The 21,802-nt window shown below is 47.9% G+C and carries 16 protein-coding genes; 6 read left to right on the top strand and 10 right to left on the bottom strand.

Annotated features, from left to right (window positions below; translation table 11 throughout):
• Window positions 1–16 precede the first annotated feature (16 nt).
• The 6 genes from BGX12_RS05680 to BGX12_RS05705 all read right to left on the bottom strand — a co-directional run bounded on the left by BGX12_RS05680 (window position 17) and on the right by BGX12_RS05705 (window position 13,119).
• Window positions 17–874 carry a TIGR02147 family protein gene (locus BGX12_RS05680; RefSeq protein ID WP_109735162.1) on the bottom strand — a complete coding sequence of 286 codons (858 nt, stop codon included), beginning with the start codon at window positions 872–874 and terminating at the stop codon, window positions 17–19.
• Between the two features lie 499 nt (window positions 875–1,373).
• Window positions 1,374–3,443: an ATP-dependent RecD-like DNA helicase gene (locus BGX12_RS05685; protein ID WP_109735118.1), complete on the bottom strand. Its 2,070-nt coding sequence runs from the start codon at window positions 3,441–3,443 to the stop codon at window positions 1,374–1,376.
• Window positions 3,436–7,152: an exodeoxyribonuclease V subunit beta gene (locus tag BGX12_RS05690; protein WP_109735119.1), complete on the bottom strand. Its 3,717-nt coding sequence runs from the start codon at window positions 7,150–7,152 to the stop codon at window positions 3,436–3,438. Before BGX12_RS05690 ends, BGX12_RS05685 begins: the two co-directional genes overlap by 8 nt.
• 11 nt (window positions 7,153–7,163) lie before the next feature.
• Window positions 7,164–10,865 carry an exodeoxyribonuclease V subunit gamma gene (locus tag BGX12_RS05695; RefSeq protein ID WP_109735120.1) on the bottom strand — a complete coding sequence of 1,234 codons (3,702 nt, stop codon included), beginning with the start codon at window positions 10,863–10,865 and terminating at the stop codon, window positions 7,164–7,166.
• Between the two features lie 125 nt (window positions 10,866–10,990).
• Window positions 10,991–12,211: a hypothetical protein gene (locus BGX12_RS05700; protein WP_109735121.1), complete on the bottom strand. Its 1,221-nt coding sequence runs from the start codon at window positions 12,209–12,211 to the stop codon at window positions 10,991–10,993.
• Between the two features lie 77 nt (window positions 12,212–12,288).
• Window positions 12,289–13,119, bottom strand: coding sequence for a hypothetical protein (locus BGX12_RS05705; protein ID WP_109735122.1), 831 nt, complete (start codon window positions 13,117–13,119; stop codon window positions 12,289–12,291).
• Between the two features lie 254 nt (window positions 13,120–13,373).
• Here BGX12_RS05705 and BGX12_RS05710 point away from each other — a divergent pair, with 254 nt between their 5' ends.
• The 3 genes from BGX12_RS05710 (at window position 13,374) to BGX12_RS05715 (ending at window position 15,395) form a co-directional block, all read left to right on the top strand.
• Entirely contained in the window at window positions 13,374–14,441 is a 1,068-nt protein-coding gene (locus tag BGX12_RS05710; protein ID WP_109735123.1) for a glucokinase, read from the top strand.
• Window positions 14,442–14,512: 71 nt separating this feature from the next.
• Complete coding sequence (locus BGX12_RS15295; RefSeq protein ID WP_146196263.1) at window positions 14,513–14,812, top strand: hypothetical protein; 300 nt, start codon at window positions 14,513–14,515, stop codon at window positions 14,810–14,812.
• Entirely contained in the window at window positions 14,763–15,395 is a 633-nt protein-coding gene (locus BGX12_RS05715; RefSeq protein ID WP_109735163.1) for a hypothetical protein, read from the top strand. Before BGX12_RS15295 ends, BGX12_RS05715 begins: the two co-directional genes overlap by 50 nt.
• An 18-nt stretch (window positions 15,396–15,413) precedes the next feature.
• Here the strand turns inward: BGX12_RS05715 and BGX12_RS05720 are convergent, their stop codons facing one another.
• Complete coding sequence (locus BGX12_RS05720) at window positions 15,414–16,466, bottom strand: Fic family protein (protein ID WP_109735124.1); 1,053 nt, start codon at window positions 16,464–16,466, stop codon at window positions 15,414–15,416.
• Between the two features lie 56 nt (window positions 16,467–16,522).
• Between BGX12_RS05720 and BGX12_RS05725 the strand changes: the two genes are divergently transcribed.
• Entirely contained in the window at window positions 16,523–18,205 is a 1,683-nt protein-coding gene (locus BGX12_RS05725) for a DEAD/DEAH box helicase (RefSeq protein WP_233246277.1), read from the top strand.
• A gap of 3 nt (window positions 18,206–18,208) precedes the next feature.
• Here BGX12_RS05725 and BGX12_RS05730 read toward each other — a convergent pair whose 3' ends face one another.
• The 3 genes from BGX12_RS05730 to BGX12_RS05740 form a co-directional block, all read right to left on the bottom strand.
• The gene (locus BGX12_RS05730) at window positions 18,209–19,336 is read right to left on the bottom strand and encodes an ATP-binding protein (RefSeq protein WP_109735125.1); all 1,128 of its coding nucleotides are present in this window, start codon (window positions 19,334–19,336) and stop codon (window positions 18,209–18,211) included.
• A 150-nt stretch (window positions 19,337–19,486) separates the two neighbouring features.
• Window positions 19,487–19,891 carry a hypothetical protein gene (locus BGX12_RS05735; protein ID WP_109735126.1) on the bottom strand — a complete coding sequence of 135 codons (405 nt, stop codon included), beginning with the start codon at window positions 19,889–19,891 and terminating at the stop codon, window positions 19,487–19,489.
• A 3-nt stretch (window positions 19,892–19,894) separates the two neighbouring features.
• On the bottom strand, window positions 19,895–20,695 hold the full coding sequence (locus BGX12_RS05740; protein WP_109735127.1) for an FISUMP domain-containing protein: 801 nt from the start codon (window positions 20,693–20,695) through the stop codon (window positions 19,895–19,897).
• Window positions 20,696–21,125: 430 nt separating this feature from the next.
• On the opposite strand from BGX12_RS05740, the gene BGX12_RS05745 reads away from it, so the two are divergent.
• Both BGX12_RS05745 and BGX12_RS05750 read left to right on the top strand, forming a co-directional pair.
• Entirely contained in the window at window positions 21,126–21,395 is a 270-nt protein-coding gene (locus BGX12_RS05745) for a hypothetical protein (protein WP_146196264.1), read from the top strand.
• A 37-nt stretch (window positions 21,396–21,432) separates the two neighbouring features.
• Complete coding sequence (locus BGX12_RS05750) at window positions 21,433–21,618, top strand: hypothetical protein (RefSeq protein WP_109735129.1); 186 nt, start codon at window positions 21,433–21,435, stop codon at window positions 21,616–21,618.
• Window positions 21,619–21,802: the final 184 nt, after the last annotated feature.

Consider the following 21,802-nt stretch of genomic DNA (forward strand, 5'->3'; position numbering starts at 1 on the left):
TTGCGGGAAAAATTCATTATTCCCCCTTTTTGGGCGGTTCAGAACCCGTGCAGGGGTCGTCCACCTTGTTGGACAGGGGGAACATGGCGATATTTAGCGCATAGACGCGGTCTGCGCGTTCGCTCTTGCGGGCAAACTGCAAAAGACCACGGCGAAATTCTTCGATACGGTGGCGAATTTCCGGCAGGTCGGACTCGTCGGCGGTGAAAACCACGCTGGAAATATCACGATCGTCCGGTTTGTGGCGGTCGATGGATTCCAGTGCCAATTCCATAGTGCGTCTATGGAAGTCACGGACGGCTGTGCTCTTCACTTCGCCGCCGGTACTGACGATCTGGTCCGTAATGTTCCAGCCGCCGTTACCATCGGGGACTACAAGACCCAGCTGCTTCATGACGCCAAGGGCGTTGCGGGCTTCATCCTGGGAAATTGCAGGAGTCAGGTTGCCTGCCAGCTTGCTTAAATCGCTTGTATCCTTGGTAATGCCGATGAGTGCGCGCAGTGCTGCACATGCCCAGCTACCGAAGTAGGAAAGTTCCGGCGTAGAAAGGACGCGGGTTTCCAGGGAGCGCAGTTCCATCAGGCGGTAGTAAAGCTCGGAAAGGGCCTGCTTTGCCTTGGTCTTGTTAAAACGGTACAAAGTCTTGAAGTATTCAGCACGACGATCGTCCAGGCCGCAAAGACGGATAAACACCGGCAGGGTGCTTTCGTTCAGATGGCCTTCTTTCTGGAATACTCGAACCAGCCAGGCGGGGTCAACGCCGGTCTTCTGGCCAAGGTAGCGGTATGAGGTGAAAGGATTGTCTTTTTTTGTTTCAACAAACCAGTCTCTCAAGAACTCACGATATTCTAGATACTCTAATACTTCAGGCATGTTCATAAATTTATACAAAAGTAGCTATAGGGGGGTGTTGTTCAAAGGGGGTGTTGAGAATTGCCGTTGCCTAATTTACAACACCATTTCGCAACACTGGATGTAAAGCATCTCCTTATCCTTCAAGGGGATAAAAATTCTGTGATAAAAGGCTTCCATAAGGGGCACGGGGAGGAAATTGCTCTTTTTTAAGGTGGTAGAATGCTGGAAAATGTCAAAAAGAAGGACTAAAACGAGGGAAAATGCGTAAATAGTCCTTCGTCGTGAGGAGAAATGCAGTGAAAATCCCCTGAAAGAAGGACTAAAACGAGAGAAAATGCGTAAATAATCCTTCGTCGTGAGGAGAAATGCAGTGAAAATCCCCTGAAAGAAGGACTAAAACGAGAGAAAATGCGTAAATAGTCCTTCGTCGTGAGGAGAAATGCAGTGAAAATCCCCTGAAAGAAGGACTAAAACGAGGGGAAATGCGTAAATAGTCCTTCGTCAGGAGGGGAACCCCCTACATCATCATAATCCCGGTTTCTCGCTGGATGACTGTGCAACTGGCCGCCTGGAACGTTTCCTCCGTTGCAATGATAGTCACCGATTCCTTGGCGCGGGTAATGCCTGTATAGAGAATTTGGTTTGTCAGCAGGGGGTGCCCCTTCTGTTTGGGAAGGAACATGGTGACGTGTCTATATTCAGAACCTTGGGACTTGTGAATGGTTATGGCGAAAGCCGGTTCAAGAGAATCCTCGGGCAGTAGGGATAGAGGATAGAAGACGAAGTCGTCCTTCTTTAGCATGAGGTAGGGACGGTCCTCGTGGAAAATCACCACGCCGGTGTCCCCGTTGTACAGCTTGTACATTGCCTGATTCTGGGTGAGAATCAGGAGCTGTCCCGGGAAGTACCTGCTTCGCGGGGGGACAAAATCCGGTGCGAATCGGCGGCAGTAATTAATCCAGTGACCGCGAATCTTTTTGCAGGCCACCTTGTTGAGATTTTCCACCCCGCAGGTTCCGCGGCGTTCTGCGGAAAGTAATCGCAGGGAGAGGGTAAGTGCCCAGAGCTTTTCGCGAATGGCGTCCTGGTCGCCTCGCTGTTTCTCGTTCAGGAGGGATGCATCAGGTATGATTTGTTCTGCAAGTTCCGGCAGGACGCTGAAAGGTTCCAGCGTGTCGCAAACTAGATTCTGGACTTGTTCCTCCTCGAGTTTTCGGGAGGCTGCCGTGGGGAACTGCATGGGGGGCTGGTCTGCGGATTCGCCCATCGGCATATCCAGAGATTTCAGCAGGATTTTATCCTTCGGTTCCTTGCGGCCTTTTTCCTGAGCGGCCTGGCGAACCTTGTCCTGAATTTCCTGGAAGGATACGGTGCCGGATTCGGAGCCTTCTGCACGGGCCTGTACCGCATGGGCCAACTGCCCGATGTTGGAATCATCGGTAAAGCGGTTGGACTTCAAAAGTTTCACCACGAAATTGCGACCTGCATTTTGACGGGAGAGGATTTCTCCCAGGACGGCGCCTGCTTCCACAGAGGGGAGCTGGAACGGGTCCCCCAGAATGAAAATTCTGGAGCCTGCGGCGATGGCTTGCAGCAGGGCAGCGAACAGCGAGATGTCGATCATGCTGGCTTCGTCGATGACGAAAATGGTCTTCTCGCTAAATTGGGTTTCGCTATTGTAGTAGAACTTTCCTGTCTTGGGAAGGTATTTCAGGAGGCGGTGAATGGTGTAGCTTTCCAGACCCTCCAGCTTCTTGAATACAGGACTATTCTTGTATTCTTCGTTAATATCGGCCAGACCTCCGGCAATACTTTCCCGCATGCGGTCGGCTGCCTTTCCGCTAGGAGCTGCCAGCTTGATTTCCCAATCTTCAAGATACTGAGGATTGTTTTCCAGAAGATTCCACAGGATGTACAGAACCACGGTGGTCTTGCCGGTACCGGGGCCACCTGTAATGATCAAGTTTTCCCGCTGCCCGCGGAGAATGGCCTGGGCCTGTTCCTGATTGATGCGGAATTCACCCTGAGGATTTTCCTCGGTGGCAAATCGGGAATTTTTCTTATGGAGGGTAGCGACCTTCTGGGTGCAGCGTTCTACATCGGCGTCGTCATGATTCTTGCCGTGGTTGAAATGGATGGCGGCTGCAGTTTCAATGGCGACTTTTGCCTTGTAGTACTTGGTGGCAAAAATAAAGTTGTCCTTCACCACGAAAAGCTTTCCGGTACCATTCCAGTCAATGATGTTGGTGTACTTGTTTTTTAGAATGTCCGAAATGCCATCCTTCACCACGGATTCAAAATCACAGGCGCTGGGTATCTGCGGGTCTTCAACACTGAGCAATAGGCCGTTCCATTTGGTTTCCCATTTCTTGAAGAAGATTTCGGGGTCCAGGGAAAAACGGGTGTTGCCCTCTTCCTGGAGGGACAAAAGCATCAGGAGATACTTCTGTGCGTTGATGGAAATGTCGGGCTGCAATTCCTCCATGAATTTTTGGAGGTGTCCGTTAATGGCGCCGATGCCGCGGGCGTCTCGCAGCAAGTCGAAAAACTGGGAGACGGTGTAGTTGTTAATGATGTCCTTATTCATTTTCACCTCCTTCCTGTACTTGGACCCGTTTCTTTTTCATGAGCCCTTTCAGTTTATCGAAGGCGTGTTGCAATTCGTCAAAACTTTTCCAGGTGTGGGCGAAAATGCTGTTGCTCTTGCCTTCTTGAGTTCCGCGGAGGAAGACATAGTAAATGCCGCCGAAGTGCTGGTCGAAAATTTCCTTGTCGGATTTTTCCGGATAGAATTGCTTGAGCCACTTGACGAGACAGTAGCTGTAAAGTACTCGCTGGATGGAATAATCTTCATCCACTTTCGCTTGGATGGCAACGTCGCTGTAGATGTCGTTTTCAAGAACGTCGGATTTCCAGTCCAGAATGCTGTAACGTTGATCGCGGACAAAGATCATGTCCATAAAGCCTTTGAACATGCGGGCGATGTAATCGCTGGCTTCGCCGCTTTCTTCCAGAGTGGCGTTGACGTTGAACTGACATTCCTTCTTGATGCAGTTGGAGGGGATACTTACCAGCGGGAATGTCTTATCGGAACGTTCGCCACCGACGATGACGGGCAGTTCTGCATGAAGAGTATTCCATACCATTTCCGCCGTGTGGTCCGCCCATTCCTTCTGATGCTTCCAGATGGGAAGCCCCTGTTTCTTGAAATGATCGTCGATTAGGTTTACCAGTTGGGCGTGATTCTTGGCGGATTCCAGAGACTTGACGGTTTCCCCGAACTCCTTGAATTTCAGATTTTCAAAAATGGAGTGGAGAGCGTTACCTAATTTATTGCCCTTGGGATATTTAATCAAGTGTGCCTGAAGTGCAGCGCCTTGTGCGTCATTGCCATCATCCTTATTGGAACGATCTGCACCGGTTTCGCTGATGGATTCATCAGCCTTGCCGTTCAATGTGGAGTAGGAGAACTGAAGGATGCTGAGCTTAGCCATGTTCTCCTGCAGTTCGTTGACGTAAAGTTCCTGCTGCTCGCGGGAGCCTGCGTCCTGTTCTTCGCAGGAAAAATCGCTAAGCGGTTTCAGGATCTGAGTCTTCACCACGTCGCGAAGCATGCCGGGACGCTCTGTGTTCCAGTTATTTTCGGGAAGCTTTTCGATATAGTCCTGATAGTTATCCCACAGGTTGTTGAATGCCCTTCCCAGGAATTCAAATTCCGGCTTATAGGCATCGCTATCCTTAATGTGCCACTTGCTATAGCGGGGCATAATCAGGACGGAGGAGGCGCGGGTGAAATCTACGTAGAACAAACGTTTCCATTCTTCGATTTCTTCGGACTTGCGTACGGCTTTGTCGTCGCTTTCAAAACCCATCTTGGTGGAATCCCCTTCGTGATAAATGAAGGGACCGCTTACGTTGTCATTAAACTGCTTGAAACCCGCTACGGAAATGACCACAGGAAATTCCAAACCCTTGGAGGCGTGAATGGTCATGACTTGGACCGCGTCAAAGTCCGTTCCCTTGGCAACCAGGTTGCCGTCTTCGTCATCGGTGTCGGCGTTATCGTTACGCAGACCTTCCAGATGGCGGATAATATCGCTGATGCTTGCGTTATTCTGATAGAGGAATGCTATGCAGTAATTTCCAATCTGGCGAAGCTTTGCCAGATTCTGTAACATGGAAAGATCCATCAGGTGTTTTTCCACCTGGGTATGCTCGTAGACCTTTTCCTGTAATTCTGCAAAACGTCTCTTTTCTGCCAGGGTTTTCCATTCCTGGATTCGCTGGCGAACAATATTCATGGGATCGTCAAAGAGATCCTTTTCGGCGTCCGAAAGCTTTACGCGGAAAAAGTCCGTAATCAAAACTTCGTTTAAAAGTCTGCGGTTGCGGGCGGTGAAGTCGCTTGCGTCAATAGCCTTGAAAAGTGCAATCCATTCTGCACATTCCCTGCCGTTAAACAAGTTGGTATCTTTATAACGGGCAAAGGGAACGCCTGCGTTTCGCATGACGTCTTCGATGATTTCCATTTCGGAACGGGTACGGGCGAGAACCGCAAAGTCCTTGAAGGTGACGTTGCGAAGTGCCTGTGGGTTATCCTTGTCGAAAACCTGCAAGGCGGTCTGAGGCTTGTCATTGCCGTTTTTGAAAGTGCAAAATTCTACAATCTTTTCTACGGCAGCCTGGGCGAAGGACATTTCATCCATTTCCTTTTCAGGAATGATGAATGGCTTCTGGATCTTTCCATTAAAGGTGGGCTCGCACTTGGTGGCGCCTTCTGGAAAATGAGATTCCGTGAAGGAGATGGAGGACGTCTTGGAATCCTGATTTTCGTCGGACTCACTTTTGGCGAAAAAGTCCTTGCCGTCTACGGCTTCGAAAAGATGGTTGCAGCCTTCAATAATGCTCTGGGTAGAACGGAAGTTGTTCACCAGGTCGTTCTTGACACCTACGGTTTTAATATGTTCAATTGCCTTCTGGTAGACGTTAACGTCTGCACCCTGGAAGCTATAGATGGACTGCTTGGGGTCGCCCACCACAAAGATAGGGCTGAACAACTGCTTGAAAATATCCCACTGCAGTTGGTTGGTATCCTGGAATTCATCAATAATCGCATAACGATACTGTTTGCGGAGTTTCTTACAAAGCAGGGATTCGTTACCGTTTGCGTCCTTGGCGAGAACTGCGTGATGAACCGACAAAATCATGTCGTTGTAGGATTGGCACTTATGGCTGTCCTTGTAGGCTTGCCACTTGCGGAATAATTCCGGAGTCTGCTCAAAGAGGAAAATGTTCTTGATGACGTTCCCGATTTTCTTGTAGATGCCGGCGGAATCATCCAGACCTTCGTAGAAAATGTTCAGTGCGTCAAAAAGCTCTGCAGGCTGGGCGCTCGTCAGCTCGTTACCGAATTGGGGGGGGCCGAAAATCTTCTTGTCGCCGGAACCGTCCCAGGCTTCCAAGGTTTCCAGAAAGGCCTTGACGCTCTTGCCGTTTTTGGCCACGTCCCTATTCTTCTGGTGCTGTACCGCATCGAAGGTGGACCCTTCATACTTTTTCAAGGTGAGATAGGCTTCGCCGATCTTCTTGATTTGCAGAAGGCCTGTGAAACCGCTACGTTCCAGCATGGCGCAAATTTCATCGCAGGTGGTGTTGATGTTACCAAACGGTAAGCCCTTGGGCTCGCTAAGTTTCACAATTTCGCTACCGCTGTTGTCGGCGCCTTTATACATGTTGATGGAATTGCACAACAATCCAGAAAGAGTGTCAATAAGGCTCTGTGCCTTTACACCAGCATTAAGAAGAATCTGGTAAAGACGATCATCCAGCCACTTGCTGCGAGACCATTCCGCAACAATGTCTGTCACGAAGTTTTCGTCAATCATGGCCATGTCAAAAGGACGGCCTGCGTCGTAGGCGTTTTCGCGGAGTGTTTTCTGGCAGAAGGAATGGATGGTAAAAATAGGGGCGTTGTCCACTTCACGTAGGGCTTCTGCGAATAGCTGGATGTCTTTTACCTTGTTGTACTCAACCTCTTCCTTGTTGTCCTTGTTCAGCTTGTGTGAATCAAGAACTTCCTCAATTTTTTTGCGGATACGATCCTTCAATTCACCGGCGGCTTTTTCCGTGTAGGTGACAATGAGGATTTTACTCAGGGGGGTGCCGTCATTAATGAGGCGGGCCACAATCTGCTGGATAGTGTAGGTCTTGCCCGTTCCTGCAGAAGCTTCAATGCAGAGACTTTTGGAAGGATCGAAACAACTGTTGGAACCGATGTTCTGACTATCAAAATTCATGTTTCCCTCCTTTAGCAAACCACGTTCAGGTTAATGAGTGACTGCTGATGTTCCCTGGCTTCATTCCATTCGCTGGGGAAGGTTTCGAGGGGGTTAAACCCAACGTCGTTGCGCTTGTCAAACATGTTTCGCTTGCCGAAGAATTTCCAGACGTCTGCAAGGTCCCTGGAGTAATCGCCAAAGTTATTGTACTCATTGGACAGCATATCTGCGGGAACGGCCTTGGAATACTGTTCCACAAAGGCGGTCTCATAAATCTTCTGTAACATTTCCAATGCTTCGCTGGAGGACATGGTGACGCTTGCTTCTGCAGGCTTCACCGCTTCCAGGTCGGAACTGTAAATGGAAATGTTGACTGTTTCCTTTTGGTCGCTTTTTTTCTGGGCGATGAGGGCTAGGGCTGCCACATAAGTATTCAAATACTTGCTCTGCTTGAAATGGGGCGTCTTGGTAGGGGACTTGGGTTTGGAGGATGTAATGGAAACCAGGTGATTTAGATCTGCATTGCACCAGGGCAGAGTTCCGGAAAGAACCCAGCGGATATCCTGGCCTTGAATATTCTGCAGGATTACAAGTTCCAGTTTTTCCTTATTGCTCCAGGATTCGGGATTCTTGGCGGGAGAATCATTTTCTACAGCGTTCATTTGCGCGACAACGTTGCCGCACTTGCCTTCGCAGGCTTTAATAAGCTTGTTGCCGTATTTGTTATCCGGCAATTCGCCATTCAGTTTCAAGTCGTGAATCAATTTCTCCTGGTCTTCCTTCTTGCCGGTGACGGCGGCGGAAACCATGGCGTTCACTAGAATGCTGTTGCCTAGATTGTTAAAGTCCACAGGCTCGAAATATTCGGATTCCGGATCCACATCATCTTCACGGTCGTTGGTGTCCAGCATTCTTGTAATGCGGAACTGGAACGGATCCTCCAGGAATTTCTGGATTTCCCGGAAACTCACGCGCTCTGGTGTTTTGAGGGCGTTCGTGTCTTCTATTTCTTCCCATTCCCAGTGGAATCGGGTGCGCTTACGGGCTTCATCTTCCTTGTCGGCGGGGTTCACCATGCCGTCGTAGGTGGCGCGGTTTCGCCATTCCTTCGGCGTGAATAGCTGGCTGTAGGGGCGCTTTTCATCTAGGGGCGTTTCAGTTTCCGGCCAGATGTTCTTAATGGCATTCTTGTGTTCTTCCAGCCAATTTTCTATGTCGTTACCGTACTTTTCCTGGGCAGATTTTTTCACTGCATTTTTCAGGAAGTTGCGGATATCGCTAATAATGGAAGAAGCGTAAAGATCTTCGTCTTTGGCGATGTTCTTGTTGACGTAACTGAGATGGAAGCTGGTGGAAGTGCTCATGAACTGACACAGGAATGCATAGCGCTTCTTGGCTACGGGAGTGTCGTCACCAGGCCAGGCTGCCACATTGTTGCGGAGGTCCAAAGTGCTTCGAGGATTGTTCCCCGGGAAAGCGCTGGAGCTTGCACCAATAAAGAACACGTGCTTGACAGGGATAATGCGGTTGGGAATGAACTTGGCAAATGTAATGCCGTTCACGAAAAGATTTCCGCAGCTGTATTCCGTGCTTTCGGCAGCGCAGTTCAAAGTCTGTATAATGCAGGGCCAGGAGATTTCCTTTCGTCCAGCATCAAATTGGTGTTTCAGAATGTCAAAGCCTGTGTTGATCTGCTTGTACACAATTGTTTCGCCTGCGAAACCATCCGGTGCGAATGGCATGGAAATCCAATTGGAAAGTTTATCAATGACTTCTTCCAATAGTTCCGGTGTCACGGTCTTGTGATTTTTTGCAAAAGCGATCCACTGGTCCAGTTCATCAATAGTATCTGCGAACTTGCAGAGACTCTTGTTGTTACTGCTAGCGATATCTGAGTAGGGGCGAAGTTTCTCGCATTGCATGGACCCGTTGGGAAAATCTTCGTCTGTAAATTTGGACAGCAGAAGTCTGCGCAGACCGTTTTTCCAATCGCCTTGTTTTTCATTGCGATCGCGATACATGTGGATGTTTTCGATCCATCCTTCCCAGGCTTCCACATCTTCGTCGGTAATGCCGCGGGTATGCTGCACCACGGCATTTCTCATCAGGCTAAAAAATGCGGGCCTGTTGATGGTCTGGATTTCTGGGTCCAGAAGGCCGCAAAGAACCGCCAATGCATTTGCCGTCAGGGAAGCTCGGGCAGGGGAGTCTACGATGGAGAAGGGGATATGGAGGCCGTCTTTGGACGTCTGGTCGAACGCTTGGTAAATGGCGGTGCGGTAACTGTCCAAGTCCGGAGAGAATACCATAATGTCGCTAATGCGGTTGACCGGATTCCCGTCGGCATCCCGTTCACTCAGCAACTTGCATATGCGGGAATGGAGAACCTGGATTTCTCTTTCGCGGGTGGGTGCAGATGTCAAGGAGAAAGTAGGGTCGTTTGCGAAACCTTTTTCAAAATGTTTCAGCAAATCCTGGCTGCAGTTTTTTCGTTCTGCCACCATGGACTGTATCTGCTGAAGAAGGCCTATGCAGTTCTTATCCGCGCAGCCGTTCTCTCCTGCACCTTTTTCGGTACCCTCAAATTCAAAATCGTAATTGGCGGCTTGGCACCAAAGCTTAATATTGTCGCGACCGGAGCGCCCCCAGTTGCAAAGCAGCGCATTTTCGTTTTCGGAATCCACACCTTCTTCTATCTGGGTGGAATTCTCCAGTTCCTCTTCGGACTGTTCGGAAACTGAAACGTGGAGACGCTTCTTTAGATCTTCGGGAAGGTCCCTTCCGTCGTTTGTCCAGCGGTTGCCGGACTTTTCCCAACGATGATATTTTCCGGGGGCGGCCGCATCTTCCCAGAAATCCATACAGGGATTCTGGATGAAGGCGTAAATGTCATGTTCGTCGGCAAACTTTTGCAAAATCACGCGGTAGAACTGTCCCATACCGCTTAGCCCGAAAATAAATACGGGCAGGATCTTTTCTCCGTCAGTAAAACTTTCGCAGTGAAATTTTTCGCAGGTTTTGTACAGGAAGGGAATTGTCAAGTAATTGACGTCGATGGCACCTTCCATGCCGGCGTTCTTGCGGGCGTTCATGGCGTCAAAGGCGCGGGTTAGTAAGGAGGGCTTGTCTCCATCTTGATGGAAAATCTTGGAGTAGAGCTTGCGCTGCCATGCTTCACGAGGGCTTCCGTCAAAGAAATCCTTCAGGTCTCCCTGCTTCCAGCAATCCAGAATTCCCAAAGCCTTTCCTTTTTCGTCACATTTGCCACCACGGGTCAAAACAAATCCCGCTGGCCTGGAAGTCTCGTATTCCAAGAACATGGAGGCCATTCTCAGGGATAAATCGAAAATATGGTTTTCGTCTAGTTTTCCGTCCACTTCCAGATAGCGGACCACTTCGTCCCCTAAACTTTTATAGTTAGGTTCTCCCTGACTGTCTTTTTCGTAAAGGTATGCCAGAATGACGCTTTGCAACACGTCACTGTTCAGCTTCTGCTTGGAGATGTCGTCACCTACAAGAATCTCCATAAGGAAACGGTCGATCATCATGGAGTTGAAATTGGCTAAAGTTCCCTGCTTTTGAACCCAGCGAAGGCGGAACCATTGTTCCATCTTCGGATCCGGGAAAACGATAATAGGGGCCGCAAAGGGATTTTTCCATGCGGCTTTAACGGTTGCCATCAGGTGATCGGCAAGGCTTTCAAGGTTAAGGGCGAACTTTAGATGAAGCATGGTGGCAATATACGATAAATACAGGTTGTTCTGTTGGGTATATCGTTCAAAGAGGGACTTTTGTCAAAAGAAAAACCCCGCAGAGGGGCCTGCGAGGTTTTTAAAGCAAAAAATATGGAGGTTGCTTAGTCGTTTGCGCCCAGCATAAATTCGCAACCCATGACTGCAGCAGCGTCATCGTAGTAATAGATGGTGTTGCCGGTCTTGGGACCAACGCATTCCAAAGTCTTGCCTTCGGGGCAAGTAGTGCCCATGGTACCCATTTCACCATCGCAGAAGGTCTTGAAAGCAGCCTGGGTGGCGGTGGCAGGAGCGATAAAGCAAAGAGTTTCTGCAAAGCCCTTGCTGAGGCAAGTCATAGCGCCGCCAACAGCAGGTTCGTCGCCGGAATTTTCTACGCTAGAGCTGCTTGCGGTTTCTTCGCTGGAACTGCTTGTTACTTCAGGAGCGCTGCTGGTATCGGCAGGCATGCCGGTATCGTCGGTGCAGGACTTGAGGGCAGTGGTGTAGTAGGCAATGGGATCTTCTTTGGGGAAACCGCTGGAGCTACGGCTTACGTAACCTTCTTCCGAGCAGAAGCTAGTGCTTTCTTCCAGAGGATGAGCCATCTTGCAGGCGGCATAGGACATGACGGTGATTTCGTCGTTGTAGCTGTATACGTAGCCTTCGCTTACGCTAGGTACGTAGGTACGCTTGCGGGTCTTTCCTTCGTCGGTGTAGGTGTAGGACCATTCTGCGTCAGTTGCCTTGAAACTACAACTTTTGGTGAGCTCAACAACAGGGGTGGCGTCTTCGGCCAGCTTGTTCACAACCTTACAGGTTTGGCTTTCTGCAGCAAAAAGCTTCTGAACATCAATGTTTGTCAGCTTCTTGGTGGTCACGCGGATCATGGAGCCGCCTTCGCAATACTGATCTGTTACCAGAGAGCCGTCGTCGTTAATATCCTTGATTTGATGGTCGGTACCCATCAAGCGGCAAACCATAGAGGTGGAACCGCCGCTTACCTTTGCTGTTTCGGTACGGGTAGCGTTGGTGCCATCGATCTTGTAGGAAATTTCCACAGTGCCGGAAGTGTTATCGCGAGCGTCGGTGGACTTCAGGGAATAAGGCCATTCCGTATCGGTCATCTTGAAACCGCATGCAACGGGAGCTTCGGTGCTGTTAGAGGAAGCAACATCTGCGTTGCTATTGGAGCTATTTACGGTAGTGCCTGCAGAGCTGAGGGCGTCCTGGCTATCGGAACTGATTGCGGGAGACGGTTCCGGTGCGGTGGAGTTAGAGTCGCTGCCGCAAGCCATAAGGCCAAATGCTGCAGTCAAGCCCAGCGCAATTTTCAATTTATTCATACGTTTTCTCCTTGACTCCCAAACAGGGATTTTGTTAAAAAAGAAAACAGCCACTTTTTATGGCTGTTTTGAAATAATTATCGTCCAATCTTCTTGTCGGCCTGCTTCTTGAATTCGGACATGGCCTTGTCAATGTTGCTCTTATAGGCGGCGATGGTCTTGCTTGCACCGTAGTCAAGATGTCCGCTGCTGTAGTGGGCGTTGTCGTCGCCTTCAAACTTATCCCAGCCGCGGTCGGTGTAGAGGATCATTTCGCCGTTCTTGTCGACGAGAACCACGTCAACGAAAACGTAGGTTGTTACGTTGTTGGTGATGTTGGTCATCATGCCTTTTTCGTAGAAGAAGTTGTATTCGGCGACTGCGATTGCATCGACGTCGAGGGTTTCGCAGAGCTTGCCGATGGATCTTCTGTAGGCTTCGTCTACGCGGACGCCGTTGACCCAATGCTTGTCACGGGGATTCAGCTGTTCGTAAAGAATGGGGCTCATGCCCTTAGGAGTTACGTAGCGGGTAGAACGGAACAGCTCGGCAAAGGCTTCCATGGAGCTCTTGTCGTCGCCATAAAAATGGCGGACTTCTTCGTTGGAGGTGACGTCTTCCATGGGAATGACGCTCCAGCCGCTGATGCCGTTGAAGGTGTTGGTAAGTGCTTTTGCACCGTAGGTGATGACTTCTACCTGGGCGTCGGTCAGCATTTCAACGTTGTCTGCAAGCAGGTTGCCGGCGACGGTTGCGAGAAGGCTTTTCTTCTTTTCCTTGGTAGATTCAATATCCTTGTATTCTTCGGGGCTGGTGACGCCGAGAATTGCTATTTTCTTAACGCTTCCGATATCGGGCTTTTTGACATTGACGCCTGCGCAAGAGCAGAGAAACAGTGCCAGAGCACTGAGTGCGATGAGTTTTTTCATTTTTTTGTTCTCCTTTTGAGATTGTTAGAATTTAATAAGAAATTTAGAAAACGAAAAAAGTGTTTACCCCCCCCCCCCCCATTGTAAATTTATGTAAACATTTAAAAATGTTTCTATACGTTGCAGGGTTCAGCATACGGAGTTTTTGAGGGCTCCTTTCCCTTTATTTGTTTTTGCTGATAGAATAACAGTGATCCGCCAATTCGCAACTAAAATTATCCTATATTCCTGTTGTCTAAAATCTGGAGTTTATTATGGAAATCAAATGGAAAAATCCCGACGCAAAGTTTGACCGTCTTGTTTTGGCTGGCGACATCGGCGGTACCAACACCAACCTGGGCATTGTTGGCTACAAGGATGGCAAGTTCACCCTGATTCTTGAAACCGTCTGCCCCTCCAAGGACATTGACGGTCTGGATGCTCCCATTCGCGAAACTTTGAAGATTGCTGCCGAATCTCGCGCAGACTTGAGGCCTTCCCACATTTGCATTAGCGCTGCTGGTCCCGTGGCAAACAACAAGTGCGTCATGACCAACCTGCCCTGGTCTGTGGATGGCGATGCTCTCACCGCAGCTACCGGCATTCCCACTCTCGTCATTAACGACTTCATGGCCATCAGCTACGGCATCCCCACTCTGGACGTTGACGATCCGGAACAGATCCACAAGCTGATCCACACCGACGGTTCCACTCCCGCTCCCCAGAAGGCAACCAAGGCTGTGATTGGCCCGGGTACTGGCATGGGCGTTGGCTTCTTGGCTTTTGACGGCGAAAAGTACATTCCCGCTTCCTCTGAAGGCGGCCACTCTACTTTCGCTCCTTTCGACAAGGACTCCCAGGAATTCCATGACTACATGGCAAAGAAGCTGGGCACCGTTCCCGGCGTAGAACCTCTCGTATCCGGCATGGGCCTGCGTAATATGTATGAATGGTGGAAGGAAACCCGCGGCGTTCCCAATAACGAATACTTCCAGAAGATCGAAGAAACCGAACCTAACGATCGTCCCAAGTACATTTCCCGCGCAAGCGACAACGACCCGGTTGCAGCCGAAATGATGCGCCTCTTCGTGAAGATGCTGGCCCGCTTCGCTAGCGACGCCGCTACCTTGTTCCTGCCGCTGGGCGGTTTCTATCTGGCTGGCGGTACCGTGCAGAAGGACCTTCGCTGGTTGGAACGCGATAATTTGTTCATGCAGTATTTCGAAAAGAACTACAACCCGAACATTCGCCCGCTCCTGAACAAGATTCCGGTGTACATCATCAAGGATTACAGCATCAGCTTGTACGGCGCTGCCAACGCAAGCCTGAATCTGCAGAAGTAAGTAGGTCGCGTCGCGATAATAAAAGTCCCCGATTGGTGAAGAACCATCGGGGCGTTTTTGTTTACTCGGGTATGGAATTAGATTTTTTGTTGATAGTTTGTGAAATCGCGCAAACTATGGTTTGCAAAACTGAATTCGGAAAATCATTCCCCTTGACACTCGAAAAACAACATTTTAATTTGTGGATAATTCAAGATTCCTTCCACGGAGGTTTTATGATTTATGATCCTATTGCTATATCCAAACGGAATTTAAAAAATCTTGTAAAAACCAAGGAAGCTGCGTTAGGTCGTTTGATCGATGCAGGTATCTTGGACAAGGATGGAAATCTTGCTGAAATCTACAGAAGTTCGACAAAACGCGAAAAATAATGCAGTCTATTTAAATCGCCCAAATTTGTATATAGGCTTTCATGGGTGCGATAAGTCGGTAGGTGAAAAACTATTGTTTTCACCAAATAAAATTCAAATCAGTCAAAATAATTACGAGTGGCTTGGCCACGGATTTTATGTATGGGAAAACAATTCTGAACGGGCGTTGGATTGGGCCGAACATCATCCGAAAATAAAAAATCCTTTTGTAATTGGAGTTGTTTACACATTAGGCTCTTGCTTGGATTTGACTGATAAACATTATATTGACTTGCTAGCAAATGCGTACGAAGAATTTGTGTCTGATATGAAACTTGTTGGAAAAAGCCTTCCCAAAAATCAAGATGTAAGGAGCGACATTGTAAAGGATGAGTTGTTGAGGAAGCTGGATTGCGCTGTGATACAACATTTGCATAGTGTCAATAAATTAGATGATGTTTATGATTCCGTTCGGGGTGCTTTTTCAGAAGGCTTGCCTGCGTACGAAGGGGCGAAGATATGCGCCAAGACTCATATACAAGTTTGTTTACGAAATATGGATTGCGTAAAAGGGTTCTTTCTTCCAAGACAACCTATGAGATAGGTTCTGAACATCTTTCGGTTAAACCAAACTATACTTCTGGCTTCGTCCGCCCTTTGCTGCAGCCTTAAATACGCCCTTTGCAATCAAACCTTGAATCAGTCTTAATGCGGTATCGTGGCTTGCTTCGATAATGGCGGCCACATCCTTCGCGGAGAATTGTTCCGGCAGCTTGCCGTTCATGGTGGCGTCTACCAGCAATTGCTCGCGAATGTCCAAAGCCACCTGGCTGAATCGTTGCTTGAACTGAATTTGAGATGCTTTGGCGGAGAGGCTTTTCAGTGTGTTTTCCATGGCGACTTGCAACATCTGCAAAAACCAGAGAATCCATTCCGTAATGTCGCCGCTGCTGCGTTGAGCTTTATTCAGAATGTTGAAATACTCGTCCCGATGTTTGAGAATTTCGCTGTTTACAGAATACAGGTACTTGCTGAAATCGCTGGATCGAACCAGCTGCATGCCAGAAATCATCCGGGCGATGCGACCGTTTGCTTCTTCAAAAGGACGTAACGTTAAGAACCAGAATTGCGCGATGGCCGCTTTTACCATTCCGTCCAGCGGGGCGGTCTCGAACCAGCTTAAGAAATTCTCCACCAGCTTCGGGAGGCTCTCGTGATGCGGTCCGACGAAGTTCAGTTCCTGCGATAGGGACGAATTTTTTGAATCGTTTTTTTGTGTACTTGCGATTCTTTTCAATGCGTTGTCAATGGTTCGGAACCTAAAGGGATTTTTTTTGGAGAGGGCTCCATGCCATTTGAAAAGACGTTCGGTTGTGAGCGCTGTATTTGCATTCTGAATAGCGCCTAGGCTGTTGATGATAAAGTTTCGAGAAGCCTTGGCTCGTTTCGCCACATCGACGCGGATGTCTTCCAGATTCAAGTCATGATTGTCAATTGAAAAACTGGCGGCAATTTCCTGCGTAATAATTTCTTCTTCCAGTTCACCGATTCCGCAAACTTCCGCAAGGCCAATCAATTTCCCTTGGGTGCGGCGAACCACGCCTAAAGCGTTCATGACCGCTTGAGAATCATAACGAAAGTGGGTCCAATCCGGATATTGATGAACGTACAGCATTGAAATTAAAGTTATAAAAAAACAGGGCGGCGCTTTTTTCTAAATTTGGCCTTAATATGAAATTTGAAGAACTTCCTTTGGCAAATCCGCTTCAGCGTGCAGTTCGCACTGTTGGTTATGAACAGCCCACTCCCATCCAGGAACAGTCCATCCCCAGCTTGCTTGAGGGTAAGGACCTGCTGGGCATCGCCCAGACGGGAACGGGCAAGACCGCTGCCTTTGCGCTTCCTATTTTGCAGCGCCTGTTGGATTCCGGGAAGTTCCGCCAGCCCAAAACTTGCCGCGCCCTGATTTTGCTGCCTACTCGCGAGTTGGCTATCCAGGTGGAAGAATGCTTTAAGCAGTACGCCCAGTACACCGCCATTTCTACCGCATGTATTTTTGGCGGCGTCAGCGATGTAAAGCAGAAGAATGTACTGATTCGCGGTGTGGACGTTCTGGTGGCAACACCGGGCCGTTTGCTAGATTTGGTTGGCCAGAAGGCCGTGACCATGAAGAATGTGGAATTCTTCGTGCTGGATGAAGCCGACCGTATGCTGGACATGGGCTTCATTCACGATATCCGCAAGGTGGTGGGCATGCTTCCGGGCAAGCGTCAGAACTTGTTCTTCAGCGCCACCATGCCCAAGGAAATTTCTGACCTGGCTGCAACCATTTTAAGTGCAAATCCTGTCCGTGTGGAAGTAGCTCCCCAGAGCACACCCATTGAACGCATCCGTCAGGAACTGTACCGCATCGACAAGCGTCGCAAGGGCGCCCTCCTGAAGGAACTGCTTTCTTCTCACGAAGAAATGAAGAAGGTGCTGGTTTTCTGTCGCACCAAGCATGGCGCCGACAAAATCGTTCGCGTTCTTGAAAAGGCGGGCATTAAGTGTGCCGCTATTCACGGCAACAAGAGCCAGAACCGCCGTCAGGAAGCTCTCGGCAATTTCAAGACGGAACAGATTCGCGTGTTGGTGGCAACAGACATTGCCGCCCGCGGTATTGACGTGGATGACGTGACTCACGTATTCAACTACGACCTTCCCAATGAACCGGAAACTTTCGTGCATCGCATTGGACGTACCGCCCGCGCAGGGAAGGAAGGCGTTGCCATTTCCTTCTGCTCGCCGGATGAAGAACAGGATTTGCGCGGTATCGAGAAGCTCACCCGCGTGAAGATTCCTGAAGGGGACAAGTCTATTTACGAACGCCTGCCGGAACAGCAGAAGGAAACTCCTGAAAGCGAGCTGCGCAATGCCCGCGGTAGAATACCTCGTGGTCAGAAAGGTGACCGTCGTAATGACCCTCGTCATTCTGGAGGGAGCGAAGCGACCGATAGAATCCAGGGACAACAGACCGCAAAGTTCGACTGGCGTAAGCACCAGGCCGACAAGCGAAACGCCCGCGCCGCAGAACAAGCCCGCGAGAACCAACGTCATTCTGACGCAGGTCAGAATCCGCAGCAGTTGTCCCGTGAAGAACGTCGTGGCAATCGCGCAGAAAAGTTCGGCCGTCGTCCCGACCGCCGTAACGATAATCGCCCGAATGGTCAACAGGGTGGTCGCCCGAACCGTCACCCTGAGGGATCTCAGGGTCAGCAGTTTAATCAGAATGCTGCCGCAGACGGCGACAATCTGAATCGCCGCACCATCGGCCGTAACCGTCCCGGCTCCCGCGCACGCAAACGCATGCGTGAGGCTGCCGCCGCCAGCGCCGCTGCCTCTGCCGCCGCCCAGGCCGCCCGCGGCGGGAAGTAACTTTTAATTAAGTCGTTCAAGCCATCGACTCAAAAAGACGTTGTAAACGCTGTAGTGTTTGCCGTCAAGAGTCGTGGTTTCTAGAAGAAGTTCCTTGTCCAAAAGAGCTTGCAAAATTCGTCGAGAATTTGCGGGTTGACCGATATTATACTTTACGAGAAATTCTGCAGCTGTGGGCTTGGATACGGATTCTTCCTTTGCGACTGCGGTCAAAAAATTCCATTGGGCGGGCGTGACTAGGCTTCGTCTATCCATAAAGTCGGCCGCGCCTTCTCGTAAAATTTTTAAGGCACCTTCGTAAACTTCTTCAATACCTATTTTGCGAAAGTTCATACTGAACAGAACATTGCAAAGCACTTGGGTGTAGTGGGTATGAACACGGGTCCAGTCTAGGATAAACTCAAGTGCTTCGTCAGTAAGAATGCGTTTGTCTTTTCCAAAAAGTTTTCTAATGAACTCTCCGTAAATACCGCGGTCAATTTTTTCAAGATGGATGCATCGCGTGCTTTCGTAAAAAGGCGATTTTTCGTAAGTGAACATTTCACTCATGATATGCTTCTGGCTTCCTGAGAATATGAATCTAATGTTCGGAAGCATTTGGATATGACTCCGGAGTATGGCTTCCATATTTGACTCAGGAAAATTGCGGATTTGTTGAAATTCGTCTATTGCGATAACAATTGGCTTTTTGAGTGAACTGAGATAATCAAATATGGACTTGAGGGTTTCCTGCTTTTCAGTCTGAGCCAGATAGGTGATGGAAATTTCAGGCGCCCCACTTAGTGCGTCAAATCTCATTATGGGACGAACACCCTTGATGGCATTGATGAATTTTTGGGTGAAACTTTCCTTTGGCGTAGAATTTATGATGGCGGTGGATAGCTTGGCAATAAAATCGTCAAGGTTGTTGCATGAATAAATGTCCACGTAAAAAGAAATAATTCTGGGATGGGATTGATTCAATTCATCCAAAACTCTATAGATTAGTCCTGTTTTTCCGTACCTGCGAGGCGAAATCAATGTGACATTGGACCCATTGAGCAGATAGTCGACAATGGTTCTGCATTCCTGTTCTCGATCACAGAACAGATCCTTTCCGCCATAAGGCTTGAGTATGAATGGATTATCCATAAAATCTCTCAAATTATACAGAATAGACTATCTATTTTGTATAGTCTAATATAGATAGTCTTATTTGTATAGTCAAGAGTTTTGTTACGAAGTTATTTTTTTAGTTCAAATTCAAAATTGGCAGTCAAATCTTCAAAATTTCTCATTGTTTTACTCGCCATTGAGTCCTTCGGAAAATTCAATAGCTTCTGGCGAGTTGTCTTTGAATTTCGTGTCAACTATGGAACCGTCCTTTGAAAGGAATGTTCCACATTTTTCGCCGATAAAAACAGAGCCATAGTATAAGGAAATTGTCAATGCTGGAAATTTTTTTGCCAGCTCTGTCCAAAATTCAGTATTTACCTCATACAGCCAGAATTCGTCTGTAGTATCAAATTCTAATAGGTCATCATGTTCTTCTAATTCCGGTTCGCCAAGGCTGATTGGCGGGTATGCAGGGGATTTTTTCTGCAGTGTCTCAAAGTGCTCCGTGATGGCACTTATTGCGGAGTCAAGTTCTGTGCGATTTTCCTTTTTTGTGGAAACGAAAAATTTTCCATGAATAAGTGGTTGCATGATTTAGTCCTTCACAAGCCTGACGGAAAGCTTGTAGTTGTCGGAAATAGCTGCGATTTCGCCTGGCAGGTTTTCGCTGAAATCCGTGATGCTCAGGGAATATGGATTGTCGCCATTCTTTTGCCCGAGCCAGAATGCAGCAGTATTCCCTGTATGCACCAAATCGTTCTCGTAATCTGTATAACCCTTCGGGAGCGCGTTAAAGCCAAGTGAGTCAATGCCGTTGTTGTAATCCCAGCCGTCTGTAGATTTCAGGCACTTTGGCGCTTCTTCGCCGATATATAAGTCACAAAAATTTTGCAAGTCGGTCACATCTTCTTTCGTTGGCAAATGCCAGCCAGGCAGGCAAACTTCGCGTGCGGTGTCAAAGGAATAAAAAACGTCATCTGATTTAAACATCAGATTCTCTGCAAGCCAAATCTTCCCGGAACCGGCATTTGCACAAACTTCGTTTTTTACAATGGTACAGGCAGAAAGCTGAACGGTCTTATAGGCTCTTCCGTCGCGTGGATCCGTTACGGAGCCGTCAATGCCAAACTTCACCTTGTATTCATTTCCCTTAAATGAGGGATGGTATTTGAACCACCGGGAATCGGTGAGCAAGGCCTTTTGCCACTGAATCATAAAACGGACCATCGGTCCGTCCATGGCATCGGTCGGAACGCAAGCCATCAACTTGTGCAAAAGCGGCGGGTTGTCTTCAAAGATCATCTGGATTTCAAATTCAGACAATCGTGCGTGCCACTCGTCTTTCAGGCGAGTAATCAGCTTTGACGGATAACCGTAATCGGAAAGTTCATCCATTGGGCTTTTATAATCCTCAATTGGGATGCTGTGAGTAAAGATTGTCGTCTATACATATGCGTATCGCAAATATAATGTCGAGAAAGTGTAATTACAATTTTTTTTTACTTCCATTGTTTTTGAATGAAAATGAATTTTATGCTTGTTTATACGTGTTTGACAATTCAAAAGGTCCTGAATAGAAAGAATGAACGCCGAAAAAACAATACATTTTGTATTGTAAAAACGATTAAATTATTCTGCTTTGAAAAAAACATGATTTTTTTTAGAAAAAGAATTGTGTTGTATTGACTTTTTGTATTTTTTTTTGTTATATTCTTTTTGTCATACTTTTGGGGTTTGCTTTGGGACAAAAGTCAAAAAAAGATGAAATACAATATCCTTTTAAGATGTCGAACATTTGGTTTATTCGTGCTAAGGAGATGGATGCGTGTCTAAAGTAAAATTAAAATGCGATAAATGCGGTCGCGCCTTTGATGTTGATGTGCAATATACTCTTGATGATTCCAACGAAAGGAGCATGGGGGAAGAAAAAATTCGAAAGGCTGACATTGATGTAAAGTGTCCGTCTTGTGGTAATTTGATTTCCGGCTGCATTAAGTATTGGGAATATCCGCCTGGAATGATTGATTATAAAGATGACTCTCATTTAGAGGGTGGTAATGTTGAGGATTATGGTGTTGGCCATGGTTTGAATTAACAGGAAAACTGAACAATAAACAACAAGGAGATGGAATATGGCTATTTCTACAGCTATTCAAAAAGGAAATTACGTTTACGTTTACGACGAAAAGAATTCTCATAAATTTAGTATGCCGGGTGAATTGATGGGGTTCACTTCTTCAACAGTAACTATAAAACGTGGAAATTATGCTAACGTTTACGATGAAAAGGGTTCCCATAAGTTTTCCAAACCTATTTAAGCATTAAGTAAAATTCGTTATGGGTAGTGACTGCTCATAACGAATTTCAACACTAGTCTAAAACTTTAATGAGGAATTTATAATGGCTCATACACTTGAAGGTGACATTTTCTGGATTATCAAAAAGTTATTCAAGTTATTGTTTTTTCTAATATTGTTCCCTTTTAAGATTTTTTCTCGTAAA

Source organism: Fibrobacter sp. UWR4, assembly GCF_003149045.1.
Lineage (GTDB): Bacteria > Fibrobacterota > Fibrobacteria > Fibrobacterales > Fibrobacteraceae > Fibrobacter.

Bases quoted from the DNA above. Each gene is read 5' to 3' on its own strand.
- BGX12_RS05710 (WP_109735123.1), top strand. From the start codon at position 13,374: ATGGAAATCAAATGGAAAAATCCCGACGCAAAGTTTGACCGTCTTGTT.
- BGX12_RS05750 (WP_109735129.1), top strand. From the start codon at position 21,433: ATGGCTATTTCTACAGCTATTCAAAAAGGAAATTACGTTTACGTTTAC.
- BGX12_RS05690 (WP_109735119.1), bottom strand. From the start codon at position 7,152: ATGAATTTTGATAGTCAGAACATCGGTTCCAACAGTTGTTTCGATCCT.
- BGX12_RS05740 (WP_109735127.1), bottom strand. From the start codon at position 20,695: ATGGATGAACTTTCCGATTACGGTTATCCGTCAAAGCTGATTACTCGC.
- BGX12_RS05685 (WP_109735118.1), bottom strand. From the start codon at position 3,443: ATGAATAAGGACATCATTAACAACTACACCGTCTCCCAGTTTTTCGAC.
- BGX12_RS05715 (WP_109735163.1), top strand. From the start codon at position 14,763: ATGGAAATCTTGCTGAAATCTACAGAAGTTCGACAAAACGCGAAAAAT.
- BGX12_RS05725 (WP_233246277.1), top strand. From the start codon at position 16,523: ATGAAATTTGAAGAACTTCCTTTGGCAAATCCGCTTCAGCGTGCAGTT.
- BGX12_RS05695 (WP_109735120.1), bottom strand. From the start codon at position 10,865: ATGCTTCATCTAAAGTTCGCCCTTAACCTTGAAAGCCTTGCCGATCAC.
- BGX12_RS05680 (WP_109735162.1), bottom strand. From the start codon at position 874: ATGCCTGAAGTATTAGAGTATCTAGAATATCGTGAGTTCTTGAGAGAC.
- BGX12_RS15295 (WP_146196263.1), top strand. From the start codon at position 14,513: ATGGAATTAGATTTTTTGTTGATAGTTTGTGAAATCGCGCAAACTATG.
- BGX12_RS05735 (WP_109735126.1), bottom strand. From the start codon at position 19,891: ATGCAACCACTTATTCATGGAAAATTTTTCGTTTCCACAAAAAAGGAA.
- BGX12_RS05730 (WP_109735125.1), bottom strand. From the start codon at position 19,336: ATGGATAATCCATTCATACTCAAGCCTTATGGCGGAAAGGATCTGTTC.
- BGX12_RS05705 (WP_109735122.1), bottom strand. From the start codon at position 13,119: ATGAAAAAACTCATCGCACTCAGTGCTCTGGCACTGTTTCTCTGCTCT.
- BGX12_RS05720 (WP_109735124.1), bottom strand. From the start codon at position 16,466: ATGCTGTACGTTCATCAATATCCGGATTGGACCCACTTTCGTTATGAT.
- BGX12_RS05700 (WP_109735121.1), bottom strand. From the start codon at position 12,211: ATGAATAAATTGAAAATTGCGCTGGGCTTGACTGCAGCATTTGGCCTT.